Here is a 19,199-nt window from a genome sequence, read left to right as displayed (position 1 = left end):
GCCGGCTAGTCGTGCTCGCGCAATTTGTTGAAGGCCTCGTCGATGCGCTCGACGGCGATGATGGTCATGCCCTCGATGGCTTGCTTGGGCAGGTTGGCCTTCGGAATCATGGCCAGCGTAAAGCCCAGCTTGGCCGCCTCGCGCAGGCGCTCCTGGCCGCGCGGCGCCGGACGGATCTCGCCGGCCAGGCCCACCTCGCCGAAGACGACGAGGCCGCGCGGCAGCGGCTTGCTGCGCATCGAGGAGTTGATCGCCAGCAGCACGGCCAGGTCGGCGGCCGGCTCGGTGATCTTGACGCCGCCGACGGCGTTGATGAAGACGTCCTGGTCGAAGGCGGCGATGCCGGCGTGGCGGTGCAGCACGGCCAGCAGCATCGCCAGGCGGTTCTGTTCCAGGCCGACCGACAGCCGGCGCGCGTTCGGCAAATGGCTGGTGTCGACCAGCGCCTGGATTTCCACCAGCAGCGGCCGGGTGCCCTCCTGGGTCACCATCACGCAGGAGCCGGGCACCTGGTTGTCGTGCTGCGACAGGAACAGCGCCGAGGGGTTCGAGACGCCCTTCAAGCCCTTTTCCGTCATGGCGAACACGCCCAGCTCGTTGACGGCGCCGAAGCGGTTCTTGATGGCCCGCACCAGGCGGAAGCTGGAATGGGCGTCGCCCTCGAAGTACAGCACCGTGTCGACGATGTGTTCGAGCACGCGCGGCCCGGCCAGCGCGCCCTCCTTCGTCACGTGGCCGACCAGGATGATAGTCACGCCGGTCTGCTTGGCCATGCGCGTCAGTTGGGCCGCGCACTCGCGCACCTGGGCCACCGAGCCGGGGGCCGAGCTGAGCGCGTCCGAATACACGGTCTGGATCGAGTCGATGACGGCCACCTCCGGTTTCAGCTCGGCCAGCGTGCCGAGGATTTTCTCCAGCTGGATCTCGGCCTGCAGCTTCAGATCCTTGGCGTCTATCATCAGGCGCTTGGCGCGCAGCGCGATCTGGGCGCCGGACTCCTCGCCGCTGACATAGAGCACGCGCTTGTCGTGCGACATGTTCGCCAGCGCCTGCAGCAGCAGCGTCGACTTGCCGATGCCGGGGTCGCCGCCGATCAGCACGACGCCGCCGGCCACCATGCCGCCGCCGAGCACGCGGTCGAATTCCTCGATGCCGGTGCCGAAACGGGGCACGTCGATGGCGTCGATGTCGGCCAGCGACAGCACCGGCGCCGTCTGCGCCAGCGACATGTGCTGGGGGTTCGAATAGCGGTTGTTGCCGCCGGCCGCCTCGGGGACTGTCTCGACCAGCGTGTTCCACTGCTGGCAGGCGGCGCACTGGCCCGTCCACTTGTTGCTGACGCCGCCGCATTCGCTGCAGGTGTAATTGGTTTTGACTTTTGCCATCGGGGCTGGAACTTTCTGTAGAACACTTATGAATGGGGAGGGGGACCGGCGGCGGCGCGGACCGGCCTCATCCCTCTTGCACGGGCACGCGCGGCGCCAGCGCGCACATCAGCTCGTAGCCGACGGTGCCGGCCGGCTCCGCCACCTCGTCGATCGGCAGGCCGCGCCCCCACAGGGTGACGGCGCTGCCGACGCCGGCGCCCGGCACCGGCGTCAAATCGACCGTCAGCATGTCCATCGAGACGCGGCCGATGACGCTGGTGCGCACGCCGTCCACCAGTACCGGCGTGCCGTGCGGCGCATGGCGGGGATAGCCGTCGGCGTAGCCGCAGGCGACCACGCCGACGCGGGTCGGCGCCGCCGCCCGGTAGCCGCTGCCGTAGCCGACCACGTCGCCGGCGCCGATGTCCTGCACGCCGATGATGGCGCTGCGCAAGGTCATCGCCGGGAGCAGGTCGAAGGCGGCGGCGGAAACGCCGCCCGGCGTGCCGCCATACAGCATGATGCCGGGGCGCACCCAGTCGCTGGCCGCCTGCGTGCCCTGCCCCGCCCGGAGCAGCACCCCGGCCGAATTGGCCAGGCTGCGCGGCGCCGGCAAACCGTGCGCGCCCAACTGGAAGCGGCGCAGCTGCTCGCCCGTCGGCAGGGCCGGATGGGCCGCTACCTCGGCGTTGGCGAAGTGCGTCATCAGCGTGATCGTGCCGACGCACGGCAGCGCGCGCAGGCGCGCATAGGCCCGCGCGAAGGCGGCCGGCGTGAAGCCGAGCCGGTTCATGCCGGTGTTCATTTTTAAATGCACGTCGATGCTGTGCGGCAGGCGCGCCGCCTCCAGCATGGCGATCTGCGCCTCGCAATGGACGGCGCCGTTCAGGCCGTGGGCCGCCATCAGCGCCAGGTCGGCCGCGTCGAAGAAGCCCTCCAGCAGCAGGATGGGCTTGCGCCACCCCAGTTCGCGCAGGCGCAGCGCATAGTCCGGTTCGACCAGGGCCAGGCCGTCGGCGTCGGCGAAGCCGCGCACGGCCCGCTCCAGGCCGTGGCCGTAGGCGTTGGCCTTGACCACCGCCCACACCTTGGCCTGCGGCGCGCAGGCCCGGGCGCGGGCCAGATTGTGTTGCATGGCGTCGAGGTGGATAGTGGCGACGATGGGCCTGGGCATAAAGATTCTGCTGGGTAATGACTAAGTCCGTATTCTACCGGACAGCGCCTCCGGGGCCATGCGCAAGTTTGGGAATACCTGATATTCATGGTATGAGGAAGCGCGACAAAGAGGCTTTTACCTATGAAATCATCGGTTTACCACCATAAATTGAGGTCACATATACGCACACAGAACCACTGTATAAAACGCCAATTAACAATGGCTTACGTACTGTATATTCAACGAATTTGTGCCCCTACCGGCAGCCCTCAATGACCGCTTCCAGCTCGCCCTCGTATTTCCGGGCGCGCGGCCAGTCCCGCGCCAACGCCAAAACCTTCTCGCCGTCCGATGCCGCCGGCGCCAGCCGCGCAAACTCGTAGTCGGGCCTGGCCGGCACAGCCGTCAAACACGGCACGTAGACCGGCACGCGCACCTCGACGGACGCAGGCGGCACGCCAGCGCACCCGGCGAGCAGCATGCAGGTGGCGAACAAAACTGCAGGTGGTGCTGGCCAAGCAGAAAAGCGCAGGTGTTGCAGGTGCTGGATTTTCATCGCACGCTCTCCAGTAATTGATTGACCGCCGGCATGGCCTCGTCGCAGGTTGTCGCGCGGGCGTCCGCCAGTCGCACGAGCGCGGCGTCGTAGCGTTTGCCGTTCGCCGCGGCGAGCTGCCGGGCGGTCGCGCCGCGCGCCTCGGCGGCGGTCTTGGCGGCGGCCAGCGCGTCGACCGCTCGGTTTTGCTCGCGCACCTGGTCGCCCAGGTCATCGGCGCGGCGCCGCTCGACAGCCAGCTCGGCCTGGGCCTGGTTCCGGTCGTGCGCGGCCAAGCCCCAACCAATGCCGGCGCCGGCCGTTGCGGCCAGCAGCCCGGCGGCCAGCAGCCTTTGCACCAGCGCGCTCACGCCAGCACCCGCTGCGCCACCGAGAACAGCGCCAGGCGCTCGGCCAGCCCGTTCGTGCCGCCGTTGATGCGGCGCGTCACGCGCACCTGGTCGCCGGCGTCGGCCAGCTCGTTCAGGCCACGCGCCTTCCAGAACCACGCGGCCGAACGGCAGGCGTTGGCCGGCTGTTCGAGCAGCGCAGGCGCGCCGACGAGGTCCAGCCCCAGCGCGGCGCCGGCCGCCTGGTAGTTGGCGCGCCCGGTGATCTGGATCAGGCCGCGCCCCCGGAACCGCACGCCATCGCCGGCCACGACGTTGCCCAGGTTGGTACGACCCTCGTAAGCGGCGCCGCTGGCCAGCTCGCGGACGTGGCGGAGCTGGCCCGACTCGTGCCCGATCTGCGCCAGAAACGATGCCTGGCGCGCCGGTGTGTTGATGCCAAACTCGGCCATCGCAGCGTTCAGCGGCGCCAGAAACGTAGCGGCGCGTGCGCGCGCCAGCGGCATGATGGCCAGCAATTGGTCGATGGTCACGATTTCACCTCGCAAATTTGTCCACGCCGGTCGATGCAGACCAGGGCGGCAATGCCCCAGTGCAGGGCGACGTCGGGCCAGGTCGGCGCCGCGCCCGACAGCAGCACGCCGGCCGCGCTGGCCGTCAGCAGCAGCCAGGCGGAGCGAATCGCCAACCCGGTGCCGGGGCACATGTGATTGAGCGCGATCACTCCGCGCAGCAGCACCAAGAGCGCCGCCGTCATGTTGAGGGTGTTGAGGGCCATCATTGCGATTCTCCTTTGCGACGCAGCCATGCGAACGCGGCCGGGATGATGACTTGTGCGCACAGGCCCAGGGCGGCGGCGGCCGCGATCCGGATGGTAGGCTCGCCGGTACCGGTGACGAACGGGAGGTAGTTCACGGCGGCGGCGCTGGCCAGCGGCGCGAACCACCCGCCGAGCAGCGCGGACCCGGCGACGCTCCCCGCAATCCGGCCCCACGTCGTTGCTGGCAGATAGGATAGCGACACGAGGCCACCGAAAAAACCGGCGAGGAGCGCGTCGTACTGCACGCCCAGGACGGAACCCGTGAGGGTGATGGTGCCGGCGGCAATGGCAATACCGACGGTGGAGCTTGCTACTGGTTCAGCCATAAAAGCCCTTTCGGAAATGAAAAAGCCGCCCGGAGGCGGCGTGGTTGACGTGCAGAGAAATGAAATCAGGCCGCTTCCAAGGCCGCCAGGCGCGCCTCGAAGCCGCGCGCGAGGAAGAGATTCAGTTCGTCAAAGCGGAAGGCGTAGCGGCTGCCCGCCGGCGTTGGCACGCCCGTGTCAACGTTCTCCGCCTCGGCCCACTCGTCAAAACAGATGAAGCCGTAGCGGAACGGGTCCAGGCCGTGCTGCGTCATCACCTCGATGGCGCGCTGGACCGTCATGCCGATATGGTCGCGGGCGGCGCCAGCCTTGTCGGCCACTGCGGACAGCCAGCGGTAGGCGCCGATCTCGCTGGCCAGCGCCTTGGCGGCGGCAATCTCCGCCGCCGTCAGGCCGCGCACCGGCGTTTTTTCGCGGGCGTCCGACGTGTTGATCGCACCGGTGGTCGAGTAAATCACGCCCCAGCGATAGGACCCAATACCCAAGTTGCTCTGCCCGTCAATGAAGGGCCGAATAGTCCCGTTGTCTGACTGCAAAATCAGATCCTTGGTAGCCCGAATGCCAAAGTTTATCCCCGCCCCGCCGCCAACAATAGCGCCGCCGTCGGTGCCAATAAAACCTGCCGCCGGCCCACTACCACTTGCCCCGGCACACGCAAACGTCATGTAGGACTGGGCTACAGTGTCAGCGGAAAAGTGGCTCCACCCGCTCGATTTGCTGCGAATAGTCAGTGAGGCGTCGAGCAACACCTCGCCGCCGCGGAACGTCGCGACAGGATTGATGCTACTGCCGACCGAAATGACAAATGGTTTCGCGCCGGCGCTGGCCGAATAGGTGGAGTGCAGGTAGCTGACCCCGCCATTGTTCCAGAGGCGGAGATAGGCATCGTTGGTTGGATTAAACGCCACAAGGTATCCCTGATCGCCCATGCCTGACCTGCCGGCATGGATCGTGCCATAGGCAATAAGGTTGCCAGTGATGGCCACCTCTCCCGTATGAGTCAGCGCTCCCATCGTTGCTGGATTGGCGATGTTGACCTTGCTCGCGCCCAGGTCGGCGATCTGTTTTTGCAGTTTCCCCATCGCCACCAGGATGGTGTCGGCGGCGGCCACAGCGGTGCCTGACGCCAGCGACAGGCCGCTCAGCGCGGCGCCGCGCACGTCCGCGGCCAAGTCACGCCAGGACTTATCGCCGCGCCAGTATTGCGCCGCCGTTCCAGGGGCAATCCCTGGCTCCTTCTCGGCGTCGAGCTCGACCAGGGCCGCCTGCACGTCGGTCGCCGCGATGCCGCCGGACGGCGTGCAGGCCACGGCCTCGGCCACGTTTGTCGGCACCGTGTTCCAGCCCCCGCCGGCCCAGACGCGCAGGCAACCGCCGTTCAGCACGGCATCCCAATACAGCGCGCCCGGCATCAGTGCGCCGCCGTGATTGTCCGCCGCCGGCGCGACCGGCTTGGCGCCCAGGTAGCGCTCGCCGAACGAATTGAGCGCAACCTCGGCGGCGTCCTCGCTGGCGCCGGCGGCGGCGGCGCTGGCCGCTGCAGCGAGTTCGGACGCGTGCGCGTGGTTTTCGGAGGCGAGCGCGGCCGCCGCAGATTCGGCGGCCGCCGCGGCGCTGGCCGCCGGCGCCGGCACGGCGTCGAGCGCCGCGCCGAATCGCTGGTCCATAAGATTGAGCTCGGCCACATAGTCCTGCTGGCCATCATAGAAACGGTTTGTCATATTTCCTCGAAATCGAGTTGGGCTGCATATCGCAGGTAGTTCGGCGTGCTCATGGCTGGCGACGTGACGAGCCGGCAATACATCTGGTGCGCCTGTTCCAGCAGTGGATCAGCGTTGGCCGGGCACACGCTCAACAGCAGCGGCCGCGCCATGCCGTTGCCCCGGGCGATCGCGTACAGCGCAGCGCGATCCTCTGCCGACAGCGCCGACAGGTTGAGCGACTGTTTGCGGTGCTGGGTGCCGCGGCTGACCATCATGTCGCCGGCCTCATTGCGGTACTGCGCGCTGCGGTCGATCACCGTCAGCGGCGCGCCGTAGTCGGCGTTGTGCGTTGGCGACCAGTAGTAGCCGCAAACCAGGCGGGCGGCCTCGACGTAGCCGGCGGCATTGCCGACGTCGACGATGTCGATGACGAGCTTCTGCACGACATGCGAGGGCTCGATCCAGACGCGGCCGTGCGCCCCGCCGCCGTAGGCGAACGCGTTCACGCCCAGCGGCGCGCCCCACTCCCACACGCCCAGCGGCAGCGCCGGGCAGGCGAACACCGCCCCCGTGTCGAAGACGGGCGCAGCGTCCGTCGCCCAGGTGTAGCCGCGCACGCGCACCGTCGCGCCGCTGCTGAGGTTGCAGAACGGCAGATGCACGCCGCCGATGCGCTCGCCGGCCGGCCAGACGGCGGTGAGCGTGGCCGACGTGCCTGCCGCGCGCCACACCTGGCCCTTGATGTCGGTCAGCAGATTGGCCGCGCCCAGCCCGCCGGCCTGGCTCGACACGCTCAACACCGCGCGGTCGGCCGCGTTGTCGGAAATGATTCTCAGGTTCGTCATGTTGCCCCTATTGCGCCGGCGCCGGCCACTGCACGGCACCGACCTGCTCGATGGTGGCCGCCGCGTCGACCTGGTCGCGCAACGCGCGCGCGGTGGAGAATGCGGCGTCGACGTGCTCGGCCAGCGCGTCGGCGACGGCGATCATGCCGGCGCCGTCCAACTGCCGGACCGAGTTATCGGCAAGAATCCATGCCACGGTGTACGGCAGCGCCGCGGCGCGCTGCGCCAGCGCCGACTGCGCGGCGACGGCGATGCGCTGGGCCGAGCGCTGGTCGCTGTCGTAGCGTCCTCCGGCGCAATCGAATCCGCCAGCCTCGACCCGGTCGCGCCGCGCTTTGATGTCCGCCCAGCGGCGCGATTTCGCGCACTCCAGCGAAAGGCTGCGGTCCGCGACGACGGTGCCGCCAGCAAACGGGCTGCCGGCGGCCGTAACGAGCCAGGCATCTACTGAGCCAGGCGTCAGCCCCCCGGCCCCATCCAGCGGCATGGACACCTGGCTGCTCCAAACAGATCCGGCGCCGGCGAGATAGCCCTCCTCGCTGGAGTAGCTCAGGACGGTGAGCTGCGCCGACGAAAAAGGCATGTTGGCCTCTATCCGTCTGACCACATGCCACCCAGCGGCCGCGCCATTTGGCGCGGTAAATTCTTTGATAATCATGACGGCCCTAATCGTAGATTGCTGCGTTTATGACAGGCATCGTCAAACCGAAATTTTTGCTGTAGTAGGTCGGCTCGGGATATCTCGGATTCTCGTCGCTGAAATAAAACGGAAAATCTTCCGATTTCACCAGGCTGCTATACAGCATCCCTCCGCTCCGGCGCGCGCAGCCAAGCCGCTCCTCGATCCGGACATACACCCACGGGCGGTTGCTGGTAACGGTTGTTTGCGCCACTGCGGGGATGAGAAATGCAGGTTTCTCCGGAACGAAAATACGCATTTCGCCAACGCCGTCCTCGGGCATGGAAATGTCCGACAGTACTGAATGCATATTTAAATGCTCATGGCCGCTGTCGAAAATTAACCGCCCCTTTTCGTCCCATAGGCGCATACAAAACTGATCGGATGACGGAAGCGCCTTGTCGAGCGCAAATGCATATCCCTCTGGCAACTCCGAACTGGCCAGCGACCTCGGCCGAAATATCCTGACTGTGGTGGTCGTGGCGTCAGACCCATGCCAAAAATAAACGTGATCCGGGTGGATCCAGATATCCTCAGTAGTACTCGGCAACGTCCAAAAAATCATGATTGCCCTGCCCGCTGCCTGGGGCAGCACGCCGCTGTAGGTGTATGACGTATATGGTGACTCGGGGTGCATCTCCGTAACGACCGGCACTGGGGACAATACAATTTTGCCAATAAATTCCGGCACCATGAAATTCTCGTCGAGCTGCCGCTCGCCCCGAACCGTGCTGAACCTCACCCCGACCGTCATGCCGCAAACACCAATAGCCCCGTTGTGCCGCCATTGGCGCCATGAGGGGGCGAAAAAACAATCATAGGTGCGCCATTGCCGTCCACGCCAAGCACCCAGGTAAAACAACCGGACCAGACCTCAAAAACACGCAGCGTCATGCCCTGTAGATTTGTATATGAACGGGTCAATGGGGCACTGGCGGTTTGAACCCACGTCTCAATGTACAGGCCGCCAGCACCATCCGGCACGAGCAGCGGCGTGCCACTTGCGCGAAATGTTGTGATGCCAAACGTCATAATGTCTGATCCCCTATTTTCATCCGCAGGTTGTTGAACGGGTCATAAAGCTTGATCACATTGTCCGAAATCTCAACCCGCCCGCCTGTCGCTGCAGTGCGCAACATGCCGATGTTGGCCGACAGCGCGGCCAGGTTGGGTGTCACGATTTTGTCGGCCGCGACGCTCTGGATGTAGGTACTGGCAAGTTTTCCGCCGGCGCCCAGGATCAGGGTGCCGTCGGCCGCCCGAATTGTCAGATTGTTCGTATTGATCGCCGCCGCGCTCACCGAGCCAGTGACCAGCATGCTGCCGTCGAGCACGACACCCGGTGGCACCCAGGCCGCACCATTCCATGTTTTCGTCAGCGCGAACACGCCGTTGTTCGAGATCGTGACGGTGTCGCCCAGTTGGTTCGCCCCCGTCGTCGCCGCGTCAGCCGCCGCGTCCGACCAGGCCGCGCCGTAGATGTAGAGCGCCTGCGAGCCGCGCGGGCCGGCAGAGCCGTCGGCCACCTTGGCGATGAGCTGCGTTGCCGTGTACGCCACGCCCTGGTAGGTCACGGTGGCCGTCACCGTCGCCGTCGGCGCCGTCATCGCGGCGTAGGCAAGCGTGCGCACATTGCCGGCGCCCGTCAGCGTGCCGCCGACGATGCCGAACGCGATGTCGTCGGGCGGCAGGTTCAGCGGCAGGGCCGTCAGCGTGATCGGCGCTGGGTCGGCGCCGCCGGCGGCCGGCGTCTTGAAAATCTGCGCGCTGGCGGCCAGCAGCATCAATCTGCCCGAGCCCTGGTCCTCAAAACGCGGATAGGTCGCCTGGATCAGCACGTCGCGGTCGTTGAGCATTTGCGTCGTCATACGAGTACACCCACTTTCACGCGCGCGCTTTCCCAGTTCGGCGCCAGCGAAATGACGATGCCCTGCACGCCGCCGGCCATGCCGTAACGCCGGTGGTGCAGCGTGACGGCCTGCCCCAGCTCCAGTGCCAGCATTTCGGGCGTCCCTTCAAATTCATAGACCGTCCGCGGCACCCGCCACAGCGCGAGGCGGCGCGCCGCCTCCGCGTCGGCGTCGACCTTGCGCAGCAGCAGCGTGTCCTGCTGCACGGGCTCGGCGTCGAGCCGGTACAGCGCCTGCACGGCGGCGTCGGCCCGCGTCGTCGTCAGCCACTCGGCCTTGTACAAGTCCTTGTGCTGCACGGGGATGCCGGTGTCGAGCTTGTCCTGCACCGTCCAGTTCTTGCAAAAGCCGAGCTTGACGGCCGCCGCCACGTTCGTGCGGCTGGCCGGCGCCAGCGTTCCGTCGACCATGTGCCAGGGGTGGATGGCCGTCGGCACGCCGGTGCCCGGCAGCGAAAGCTGGATCAGGCGCAACCGGCCAAGGCGCGACATGGCGACCTGGGCGCCGACACTGCTGGCCAGCATCTGGCATGCGTTCAGCACGTTGGTGCGGTCCGACAGATAGAGGCCGACAGGCTGCTGGTGCGCGACCTCGAAGGCGGCCATGTTCGCGGCGTCGACGTCGCCCGCCGTGAAGCGGTCGGCCACCTTGCCATAGCCGGTGACGATGCGCTGCACCAGCGCCGCCACGGTGTTGCGATAGCCGCCCACCGTCTCGCCCTTGAGCGAGACGGTGACGGCGGCCGAGGCGTTGGCGACCTTGAGCGTGAACTTGCCGCGGTCGTTGTCGAGCGTGGCGCTGACCGGCACGCCGTTGGCGCGCACCTCGTCGATGCGCTCGACGGCGCCGCCGTGCACCTGGAATTCCAGCGTGCCCGGATCGCTCAGCAGCGGCGTGACGTTGTGCGCCTCGCCCCAGCACAGCGGCAGCAGGGCGTCGGCGTTCGGCGTGGCGCCGCCCAGCTTGGCCTCGCTGACCGGCGTGTTCAGGCGCTGCAGCTTGTCGCGCAGCTTCAGGGCCAGCTTGTCGGCGCCCTTCGGCGCGATGTCCGCCACGACGCCGTTGAAAATCATGCGGAAGTCGGCGCGCGGCCAGCGCGGGTCGCCGATCCAGGCACGGATCGGCCGGTTGGCCCAAACGTCGCCCAGCCAGCCGTCGCGCACGCCGGACGGGTTGTGCACCTCGATGTCGCCGGCCGACAGGCTCGCCTCGCCGGTCAGCGACAGCTGCTCGGCGAATTGGATGCCCGTCGACACAATCGCCTCGTAGCAGGTGTTGGCCGGCGTGTCCGTCGGTGCCGTGACGTAGCTGCCGGTGGACAGGTAGCGCGTCGTTTCGGCGCCGGCGACGCGGGCCTCCACCTCGATAAGCGCAACCCTGATCGCGGCCGGACTTTTCAGCCAGGCCAGGAAGTATTCGTCGTTCATATCAGTTCCGCCTTCATTTGTTGTGCGTAGATGGATACCTTGGCCGCCTCTTTCGCGCCGCAGCTCACCATTTCCGCGTTGCGCTCGGCGGCGCCCTCGATGCTGGCGATGGTGTCGCCGGTCTGCTGCGCCTTGTCGGCGCGCAGACCCTTCACCTCTTCGTGCAGCCGACGATTGTCTTCCCGCAGCCCGCGGATCTCGGCGACCAGCGCCCCGCTGCCGACGTTCGATTGCGCCGAATAATTCCGGGCCTCGAACGCAGTCAGCACCCGCTCCCCCTCATGCAACTCGGCGACGTAGCCATCGAATGGCACGCGCGACAGGCCGCCGGCATGCGAGCCATTGACCCGGCCGACAGTGACGTCGACCTGGCCGGCGGCGCGCAGCGCGACGCCCAGCGCGATGATGGCGTCGCGCGTGCTGAGCACGGATTCGTTGATGGTGACCAGGCCACCGACCTGCTTTTCGAGCGCGGCCAGTTGCTTATCCGCCTCGGTGGCCTGTCCCAGCGCGATCTTGGCCAGCTCCGCCAGGTCTGCCTGGACCTTGGCGGCGTCCGCCGCATACGAATCGCTGCTCGCCTTGATCGCCTGGTCGGCGCTCAAATAGGCGTTGGCCGCCTCCCTGATGCGCGACTGCGCGCCGGCGTCGCCGGCCTTGGCCTGCGCCAACGTCAGCTCGTACTGCCGCTGCGCCTCCGCCTGCCGCTGCGCCGGCGTCAACGTCGACAGGCTGCCCAACAACATCGCATCGCGCGCCTCCAGCACCGAGGTGGCGAACGTGCGCATGCGTTCGGCCGTCGCCTTCAGCGCGTCGGCCTGAGCCTTGGCCGCCGACTGCAGCGCCCCGCGCGCCTGGTCGATGGTCTGCTGCAGTTGCTCAGGGTGCACCTGGGCGAACGCCTCCTGCAGTTTCATCATCGCCGCATACTGTTTGGCGCCGGCATCCGTTGTCAGGTCGAGCCCCAGAATCGTCTGTTTGAACTGGTCGCGCGTTTTGATGCCCGACAGTCCCAACGACGCCATCGCCGCATCGAGCGCCTTGCTCACCGGCGCCAGGCGTTCGGCCTCGCTCAGGTAATTTTGGGCGAAAAATGCAGTCTGACTGCCGAACGCGGCGACGCCACCGGACAAATCGATCAAACGCTCTCGCGCTATGACCGAGGACAGGCCCAGCGACCCAAACGCCTGCTCTACCGTTTTGCCCAGGAGGCCGGCCAACACGTTGGTGACCTGAAACTCGTCACTCAGACGCTGCAGGGTTACCGACGCCGTCTCTCCGGTTCGCGTGAGCGAGGAGATGGTCGGCACCAATTTGGTCGCCAACTCGTCACCCAGCGTCGAAAAGAACTTGGTGATTGCCTCGGCGTCCTTCGTGTTGTCGCCCGTGAGAGCGATATCGAATTTTTTCGAGAAACCATCGAGCGCCGAGCCGCTGACGTCCAGGTTTTTGGCGAAATCGACCGATAACACCTTGAGCTTGGCGAACCCGCTGGTCAGCGAATTGATGGCGTCGGTGCCGAGCGCGCTTCTCTCCGTATCGCCCTTATCGCTGCGGAACAAGCCGCCCTTCTGCTTCCACGTGTAATAGCTTTCGCCAGCCGCACCCGCGTCCGACAAGTTGCCGCGCATCCCGCGCGCAGTAACTTTTTTCTCGCCCATGCCAAACAGGCGGTTACCGATGCCGCCGATAATGCCGCCCAGCGCGCCACCGATTGCCGCACCGACTGGCCCGCCCAAAAACGCGCCAGCGATTGCGCCAACCCCGGTCCCAGCGTTGACGGTCGAGCGACTGCCAAACTGGCCGGAGATCAAACTGCCACCCAGCACGCCGGCCGCGATGCCGGCTGCCGCTGTCACAGCTGCGCCTGCGTAGGCGCCGCCAGTGATTGCCGTGCCGGTTCCCCCCATGCCGGCAGCGGTGTAAGCGCCGGCGGCAGCGGATGCCTGGGCGCCCGTCAAGCCCATGCCCGCGCCAAACGCCGAAATACTGGACGAGCCGAGCATCCCGCCAACGCTCGCAATTCCAGCGCCCATGCTGGTGATGGCTGCAGTCAATCCACCGCTAATCACCTTGTATACACCGGAGGCCATCTGCGCCATACCAATAACGCCCGACATGCCGCCGCCAGCGGCACCGTCAGCAGCACCGCCAGCATCCATACCAGCAGCCTGGGCCAAGCCAGAAAATCCGGTTACAGACGCGCCAATCTGGAAAATCCATTTCTTGATCGTCATCTGGTACAGCATGTCCAACAGGCCGTTTTTCAGCGTGTCGCGCAAACGGTCAAAAGTGTTTTTACCACTGTCGAAAATAGAAACGAATGTGTCGTGGGCAGTACGGTCGATCGATTCCCAAATTTTCTTTTGTTCGTCGAATGCGGTCGACTTCTTCGCGCCTTCACGCTGCGCGGCTGACAAATCTCGCATCTTGGCGGCGCTGTCACGCAAAGCGGCCGCCTCCTTTTCCCTGAACGGAATCGTATCGAGGATTGCTGCCTCAACCTCCCGGCGAATTGCAACCTCCTCCACCTGAGCTGCGTTGAAGTTTTCGATCTCCTTGCCGCTTTTGCCGATCAAGCTGTTGGCGTCGAGCTGCGCCTGGATCTGCTTTTTTAACGCCTCGACGTCGGCCTCACGCTTCTCCACGACATCCGCGTAAGCGCTGGCCGCTGCGCGCGTCGCCTTAACGTCCAACACGAACAACTCGCTCGCCAGCGCCCTCTTGCGGCTGTCGATTTGCGCATCAATCACCAGAGCCTGGCCGCGCAGTGCCGCCTGCTCCTTTTCACTATCCGCCTTACCCTTGGTGAGAGCGAGCTCCTCTTCCAGCTCTCGCTTACGCCGGCTGAAATCGGCAATATCGCGCGCCGCCACGGCGGAGGCGAAATCGTTCTGCGCTTGCAAACTGCTCGCCAGGCCAGCGTCGCGGTTCGCAACAAGCATCGCCATCGACCGCGCCGACACGACATCCTCAACTGCGGCACGCCGCTTGAGGGCCTCGATTTGCGAGTCGATACCAGCATTGAATATGTCGGAATACTCCCGGCGTATCGCCAACTCGCGTTTCGCAATTTCCTCGTCGGCCACGCCGGCGGCCAGACCGCGGTCGCGGCTGACCTTGATGGCCCTCAACAACGAATCTTTTCTAGCCAGAAACTTCTCGCCCTCCTCTGCCCAGGCGATGCCGTCCTCGTCCAACTTCGCCGACTCAGCCTTGGCTCGCGCATTCCATTCCGAGGCATCCCGCTCTTCTTTGAGCAGCGCCACTTTTTTTTCCGCAGTGGCCAATGCGGCGGCGCCATCCGAACCGCCGCCGGCGAAGTTAAATCGGTTACGCTGTGCCTTCTCTAATGCATCATTGGCCTTAACCAATTTTTGCTCGAACGTGTCGTCACGCCACACATCGAGGAAGGCGTCCCCCGCCCGTTTTGCAGCGCCTCCAACTGCGGCCCATGCCCTGGACATCCGCCCCAGTGATTCGGCAACGCGCTTTTCTCTGCTGGCGAGCGCATCGGCATAGGCGTTCTGCGCCACCGCAGCCGCCTCCTCCATTTTTCCCTGATTCTGCAGCGCGCTGATCTGGCTATGGACTGCGAACGTCAAATGGTGATACTGCTCATTCAGCGCCTTGCTGGCCTGCAGAGGGGTTTTCCCGAGATCCGCGAAATCTTTTACCATATCCGCGACGCCAATGCCGAGGACCTTCTGCGCTTTCACGGCGACAGTGGCGAAACGCTGAAAATTCTCCGCGCCAACCTTGCCCGTGGATACCAGCGCGACCAGCGCCTCGGCGGCGGCACCTTGCGTCCCGGCGCTTTTACCTATCGCTCTCGCCATATCCGAAAGTTGGTCGGCCGTGACGCCTGCGACATTACCGGTCATGGTCAGCGTGCGTGTGTACGCTGCTGCCTCTTTACTGGCCTGGTAGTAGGCCACCGCAGCAGCAGCGGCCGCCAACGCAACGGCCACGACAGATGCGACTGTGGCCATGCTGACGCTTCCGACGCCGGCCAGCGCGGTCCTGGCGTTCGTCGCGGCATCCGCGGCCGTGTTGGCATCGCCGGCCAGGTCGCCCAGGTTTTCGCCAGCCTGCTCCGCGCCTTCGGCCACGGCAGTTTGTTTTTTCGCCACGTCGGCCAGCGCGCCACCCAGATCGGCCAGCCCACCGACCTCAGCGCCCGCTCCCGCCACCGACGAAAAAAACGATTTAACCTCCCCGCCCAGCACGCTGAACGTGTTGGCAATGCCGCCAAACGAATCCTTGATCTGGCCGCCCTGCTGGATCAGCACCAGTAGCGGGTTTTGCCCGCCGGCCAGACTGGTGAAGATGTCGGTCAGTTGCGCTGGCATCTGCCGCAATGCGGCAGACGTTTGCGCCGCAGACACGCCGACCGACTTCATCGCCGGATCGGCAGAACGCATCGCGTTCTCGGCAGTTTTTTGCTTTGACGCAACAGCATCCAACTGGTCAAGGTACGGACGCAGGGCGTCGACACTCACACCACGCTGACTGGCAAGTGCCTCAAAATACTGAGCGCTCGTGCGCGAGCCCGCCTCCATCACGGCGGTCGTTCGCTGAATGGAGCTGATCAGACTGGCGGTCGACCGCTCGACTTTTTTCGCGGCCCCGCCGCCGCTGTTCCCCATCCCGTCAAGCGCGGCGGCGCCTTTTCCGCCAAGATTTTCCAGCGTGCGGCCGGTGCGCACCACGGCCCGGTCTACACGCTGCAATCCAGACTCAACCCCGGCCGAATCCACCGCCAGTTCAATCGTTGCGCTGCCGACGTTACTTGTCATTTAGTATCCATTTTTGTGCCGCTCAGGTCGGCTATGACTGCTGGCGCATCACCCTCATCGCCTCGTTTTCCATCACGCGCAAATCAATCTCCATGACCTGGTAATCGTCCGGCGACAGCGCCATGCGGTCCATTTTGTGGAATGCCACGTTGTAGTCCAGTCCGGTAGGGCCATTCATGCCGACTCGCCATTGCGTGCCCATCATGTTGAATAGCTCGTAAACTTGAACGTTGTCAGGAAAAATCTCCACCGGGTCGCTTGCAAAGTCCTCCGCCGGGAATCCCGACTGCTCGATTTCTTGAGCCGTCGGGCCGCGCTCATAAATTGCCCTTGCAAGCGCGATCAGTTTTTTGTGCGGACCTCGGCGACGGCCTGGCGATAGGCGGTCGCAATCGCAGCCAGGGCGCCGGGGTTCTCGTCCTCCAACTGCAACAGCGATTTTTCAATGAACGGGTCTTCCAGATCCCAGCCATCGGCGATTTTCAGCACGAATTCGACGGCCCCCTCATCGGCCAGCCGGAACCATTCCGCAACAGTTTTTTCCGGAGCCGGACTGTCGGCAACCGCCGGGGCGGCCGCGCTGGCAATTCGCGCGTCGACCAGCGCGGCAAACTGCGAGCGAGTGCGATACTGGTAGCTGATCTCGATCGTTTCGACGGAGCCGTCCAGCATCACAATTTCGACACTCTTCAGGAAGCTCTTCGGAGTGCTGCCTAACTTCAATTTTTGTTTTTGCGTTGCCATGTTGCTCTTTCAGGAATGTAAAAAAGCCCGGCAATGTGCGACCGAGCGGATATAAATGGCTCGCAGCGCGAGCCGGGGATAGGCAGGACTGTTACGCTGCGTAACGGGTGAGGCGGTTATTGCCGTTGAAGGCAACGGATACCTGATTGATCTGGCCATCCTGAAATTTCACGGCCTCGTTCAGCGCCACGGTGCACGGCTGAAGGATCAGCGCGCCGGAACGGCTGACCATTTTGAGGCAGGTGTCGGTCTGGACCTCGGTGAGCGCCTTGCATGCGGCGTAGCCTGGCGAACCGATCGAATCGGCGTCCAGGTTCGCGGTGTAGCCGGAGGCGGCGAATCCGTCGTTAATCGAGTACTCGGCGTCGGACTCCATAAACTTGAAGTTGACGGTTTTCGGCTCGCCGCCGGTCGACGCGGGATTCATCACCGTCGTAATTTGCGTGAACGTAGCGATCTTGCGCACCGAACCGGCGCCGTTTCCGGCCGGGTAAAAAATGATGCTTGTGGTGTCCATGCCTTCGAGTACATATGTGTCTGCGGCAGGCGCCTTGACGCGGAAAACGCGGCGGTTGATCCGGCCCCAGCCCGAGGTGTGCTCGACGATGTCGCCTGCGGAAAAACCATGCGCTGGCGACGAAACGACAGCCTCGATAGCGTTGCTGACGCCGGTGACGACTTTGGGCGGCCCGTAGGCGGACGCGATGAAAAACATCGTACCGGTGGGTACTTGTGCCATATTATTTCCTTTTCAATGGACGTAAAAAAAGCCGCTTAGCGGCCGGATGAGAAGCCCTTGCGGGCGGGAAGTAAGGTTCACCAGGAACCGGGCGGTCAATGGCGACGCTCAGTACCAGAAACTGAAATCCTGCCTGGTGCCGCGCAGTTTTGTCTCGGTGTCGTAGGTCGCCACGCGCGCTCCCAGCACGGTGGTTTGAAGTGCCGACGCGGCGCGCAGCGCATCCTCAATCTGCCGGCCAAGCGCGGAGGCAACGAGACGGCTCGGCGCCCACACGTTGACCTGGACGCGGGCATTTTCCGTGCCGGGACTGGTGCCCTCGACAAAGTTAATGGCGTCGCCACCGACCTGCTGATAGGTGATGTAGGGTGCTGCAGCCCCTTCGGCAGCCACGTCCGGGTACACACGACCGGCAACCATAGTTTTCAGCGCGTCGACAATTTGAGGTTCGAGGATCACGATTTACCGCCCAGCTCCGCCAGCTTCTCGGCGATACGCGTTCTGCCGGCATCGATGGCGTCCGGCAATTTGGATAACGACGGCCGGATAAACGGGTAGGCGGGCGCGCGCGATGTGCCGAACTCAAGCAGATGCCCATGTGGTGCCCTGCGTTTGTTCCAGCTCACGCGATAGGTCTGCCGCGCATCGCCTGACTTCTCCGGCGAGTACTTTCGATAAATGGCGCTCAACAGCAAACCGCTTTTTTTGTTCTTGGAGGCGTTCAGCTTGACTTCCGTGTACACCACCGTCGCCATTGCCGCAACGCCAGCTATCGCCACCTCATCCTGGACCTTCTGCCCGAATTTCTGTATCTGGCCGCTCAGGCCGGCTAGCTGGGCAATGTCAATTTTAAATGTCATGCAATACCTCGTGAGCACATAAGCAGTAACTGCCGGCCATCCCGGCCCAGCACCGCTTCGATGTTATAAATGTCGGCCCCATGCAGCACCCGCATCGCCGCAGCAATACCGCCCCGATGACGGATTGTGATTGTTGTCAGCACCGTGTTTTGCGTGGCGCCGGCAGCGACGAACTCCCGGCCGCTGACGTCGCGCACCTCGGCCCACAACTTGCCGTCGCCATCGGCGACAACATTCACCCAGGCGGCCGGCAGCGGTTCACCGGCCTCGTCCTGCGCTACGCTCCGCACCTGCAACAAGACGCGCTTATTTAGGCGCGCACCCAGACTCACACGTAGCTCCTGCAGGCGTCGAGCAAGCGGTCGATGAAGACCGACTGCACGGTGTCGCGCTCCAGGCGCGTGGCCGGGTCGAATTGCTCGACCAGCTTTGCCAGGATGTAGAGCTGTACGTTCTCGGGAGTGCTGGCGGACGTACTGCCGTAGCCGCATTGCACGGAGACGACCACGGCGTCCGCCTCGTTGGCCGTAGCCGGCCAACGAGTGCCGAGCTTCGGTATCAGGTAACTCTGGTAGCGCTGCACCACCAGCTTGTAGGCGGACGGCGCCAGGGTCTGCTCGACGCCGGCGATATCCAGGTACTTGACGGAGGTGACTGCGAGCACCGGATGCGGTAACGCGATCGCCGCTGAAACCCGACCGGAGTCGGTGCCGCCGACACTCCATGGCGAGATACCTGGAAACACGTCCAGCCGAACCGCCCACGTCTGCTCCATGATGCACTGGTCGATCTCGTGCTCCAACACCATGATGATGCCCTTGAGCCACAGAGTGAGAAGTCCATCCATGTGATCGCCGTCGATGCGCATGTTCGCGCGGGCTGCGGCCAGGTCGACGGCCAGCTCGGTCGGCGCCACGGTTTGGATTTTTGTCATATATG

22 protein-coding genes are annotated in these 19,199 nt (G+C 64.8%); all 22 read right to left on the bottom strand.

The window, feature by feature from the left end; translation table 11 throughout:
• Nucleotides 1-5 precede the first annotated feature (5 nt).
• A complete protein-coding gene (radA, locus tag OIK44_RS01590; RefSeq protein ID WP_273668902.1) occupies nucleotides 6-1,385 on the bottom strand; it encodes a DNA repair protein RadA in 1,380 nt (459 codons plus the stop codon).
• A gap of 67 nt (nucleotides 1,386-1,452) precedes the next feature.
• Nucleotides 1,453-2,541, bottom strand: a complete 1,089-nt coding sequence (alr, locus tag OIK44_RS01585) for an alanine racemase (RefSeq protein WP_273668901.1) — start codon at nucleotides 2,539-2,541, stop codon at nucleotides 1,453-1,455.
• Nucleotides 2,542-2,779: 238 nt separating this feature from the next.
• Nucleotides 2,780-3,079, bottom strand: a complete 300-nt coding sequence (locus tag OIK44_RS01580) for a hypothetical protein (protein ID WP_273668900.1) — start codon at nucleotides 3,077-3,079, stop codon at nucleotides 2,780-2,782.
• Nucleotides 3,076-3,429 carry a hypothetical protein gene (locus OIK44_RS01575; RefSeq protein WP_273668899.1) on the bottom strand — a complete coding sequence of 118 codons (354 nt, stop codon included), beginning with the start codon at nucleotides 3,427-3,429 and terminating at the stop codon, nucleotides 3,076-3,078. The genes OIK44_RS01580 and OIK44_RS01575 overlap by 4 nt, the downstream gene beginning before the upstream one ends.
• On the bottom strand, nucleotides 3,426-3,941 hold the full coding sequence (locus OIK44_RS01570; RefSeq protein ID WP_420213804.1) for a glycoside hydrolase family 19 protein: 516 nt from the start codon (nucleotides 3,939-3,941) through the stop codon (nucleotides 3,426-3,428). Before OIK44_RS01570 ends, OIK44_RS01575 begins: the two co-directional genes overlap by 4 nt.
• The gene (locus OIK44_RS01565) at nucleotides 3,938-4,189 is read right to left on the bottom strand and encodes a hypothetical protein (RefSeq protein WP_273668898.1); all 252 of its coding nucleotides are present in this window, start codon (nucleotides 4,187-4,189) and stop codon (nucleotides 3,938-3,940) included. The genes OIK44_RS01570 and OIK44_RS01565 overlap by 4 nt, the downstream gene beginning before the upstream one ends.
• Nucleotides 4,186-4,554: a hypothetical protein gene (locus OIK44_RS01560; RefSeq protein ID WP_273668897.1), complete on the bottom strand. Its 369-nt coding sequence runs from the start codon at nucleotides 4,552-4,554 to the stop codon at nucleotides 4,186-4,188. Before OIK44_RS01560 ends, OIK44_RS01565 begins: the two co-directional genes overlap by 4 nt.
• Before the next feature lie 65 nt (nucleotides 4,555-4,619).
• Nucleotides 4,620-6,275, bottom strand: a complete 1,656-nt coding sequence (locus OIK44_RS01555; RefSeq protein ID WP_273668896.1) for a tail fiber domain-containing protein — start codon at nucleotides 6,273-6,275, stop codon at nucleotides 4,620-4,622.
• A complete protein-coding gene (locus tag OIK44_RS01550) occupies nucleotides 6,272-7,102 on the bottom strand; it encodes a hypothetical protein (protein ID WP_273668895.1) in 831 nt (276 codons plus the stop codon). The genes OIK44_RS01555 and OIK44_RS01550 overlap by 4 nt, the downstream gene beginning before the upstream one ends.
• A 7-nt stretch (nucleotides 7,103-7,109) precedes the next feature.
• Nucleotides 7,110-7,709 carry a DUF4376 domain-containing protein gene (locus tag OIK44_RS01545; protein WP_273668894.1) on the bottom strand — a complete coding sequence of 200 codons (600 nt, stop codon included), beginning with the start codon at nucleotides 7,707-7,709 and terminating at the stop codon, nucleotides 7,110-7,112.
• Nucleotides 7,710-7,767: 58 nt separating this feature from the next.
• The gene (locus OIK44_RS01540; protein ID WP_273668893.1) at nucleotides 7,768-8,535 is read right to left on the bottom strand and encodes a hypothetical protein; all 768 of its coding nucleotides are present in this window, start codon (nucleotides 8,533-8,535) and stop codon (nucleotides 7,768-7,770) included.
• Nucleotides 8,532-8,813 carry a hypothetical protein gene (locus OIK44_RS01535; RefSeq protein ID WP_273668892.1) on the bottom strand — a complete coding sequence of 94 codons (282 nt, stop codon included), beginning with the start codon at nucleotides 8,811-8,813 and terminating at the stop codon, nucleotides 8,532-8,534. Before OIK44_RS01535 ends, OIK44_RS01540 begins: the two co-directional genes overlap by 4 nt.
• Entirely contained in the window at nucleotides 8,810-9,649 is an 840-nt protein-coding gene (locus OIK44_RS01530; protein ID WP_273668891.1) for a hypothetical protein, read from the bottom strand. The genes OIK44_RS01535 and OIK44_RS01530 overlap by 4 nt, the downstream gene beginning before the upstream one ends.
• On the bottom strand, nucleotides 9,646-11,118 hold the full coding sequence (locus OIK44_RS01525; protein ID WP_273668890.1) for a hypothetical protein: 1,473 nt from the start codon (nucleotides 11,116-11,118) through the stop codon (nucleotides 9,646-9,648). Before OIK44_RS01525 ends, OIK44_RS01530 begins: the two co-directional genes overlap by 4 nt.
• A complete protein-coding gene (locus OIK44_RS01520) occupies nucleotides 11,115-15,917 on the bottom strand; it encodes a phage tail length tape measure family protein (protein ID WP_273668889.1) in 4,803 nt (1,600 codons plus the stop codon). Before OIK44_RS01520 ends, OIK44_RS01525 begins: the two co-directional genes overlap by 4 nt.
• A gap of 31 nt (nucleotides 15,918-15,948) precedes the next feature.
• Nucleotides 15,949-16,212, bottom strand: a complete 264-nt coding sequence (locus OIK44_RS01515; protein ID WP_273669770.1) for a DUF1799 domain-containing protein — start codon at nucleotides 16,210-16,212, stop codon at nucleotides 15,949-15,951.
• Between the two features lie 47 nt (nucleotides 16,213-16,259).
• Nucleotides 16,260-16,661 (bottom strand): phage tail assembly chaperone, encoded by a 402-nt coding sequence (locus OIK44_RS01510; RefSeq protein WP_273668888.1) that lies wholly within the window; start codon nucleotides 16,659-16,661, stop codon nucleotides 16,260-16,262.
• A 91-nt stretch (nucleotides 16,662-16,752) separates the two neighbouring features.
• Nucleotides 16,753-17,400 (bottom strand): phage tail tube protein, encoded by a 648-nt coding sequence (locus OIK44_RS01505; RefSeq protein WP_273668887.1) that lies wholly within the window; start codon nucleotides 17,398-17,400, stop codon nucleotides 16,753-16,755.
• A gap of 108 nt (nucleotides 17,401-17,508) precedes the next feature.
• Entirely contained in the window at nucleotides 17,509-17,859 is a 351-nt protein-coding gene (locus OIK44_RS01500) for a DUF3168 domain-containing protein (RefSeq protein WP_273668886.1), read from the bottom strand.
• Complete coding sequence (locus OIK44_RS01495) at nucleotides 17,856-18,260, bottom strand: HK97-gp10 family putative phage morphogenesis protein (RefSeq protein WP_273668885.1); 405 nt, start codon at nucleotides 18,258-18,260, stop codon at nucleotides 17,856-17,858. The genes OIK44_RS01500 and OIK44_RS01495 overlap by 4 nt, the downstream gene beginning before the upstream one ends.
• Nucleotides 18,257-18,592, bottom strand: coding sequence for a phage head closure protein (locus OIK44_RS01490; protein ID WP_273668884.1), 336 nt, complete (start codon nucleotides 18,590-18,592; stop codon nucleotides 18,257-18,259). Before OIK44_RS01490 ends, OIK44_RS01495 begins: the two co-directional genes overlap by 4 nt.
• Nucleotides 18,589-19,194, bottom strand: coding sequence for a head-tail connector protein (locus OIK44_RS01485; protein WP_273668883.1), 606 nt, complete (start codon nucleotides 19,192-19,194; stop codon nucleotides 18,589-18,591). Before OIK44_RS01485 ends, OIK44_RS01490 begins: the two co-directional genes overlap by 4 nt.
• Nucleotides 19,195-19,199 lie beyond the last annotated feature (5 nt).

The sequence above is a fragment of the Janthinobacterium fluminis genome (assembly GCF_028595325.1).
Classification (GTDB): domain Bacteria; phylum Pseudomonadota; class Gammaproteobacteria; order Burkholderiales; family Burkholderiaceae_D; genus Janthinobacterium; species Janthinobacterium fluminis.
Note: the sequence above shows the minus strand (reverse complement) of the source record. Positions and strands in the feature narration are given on the sequence as shown.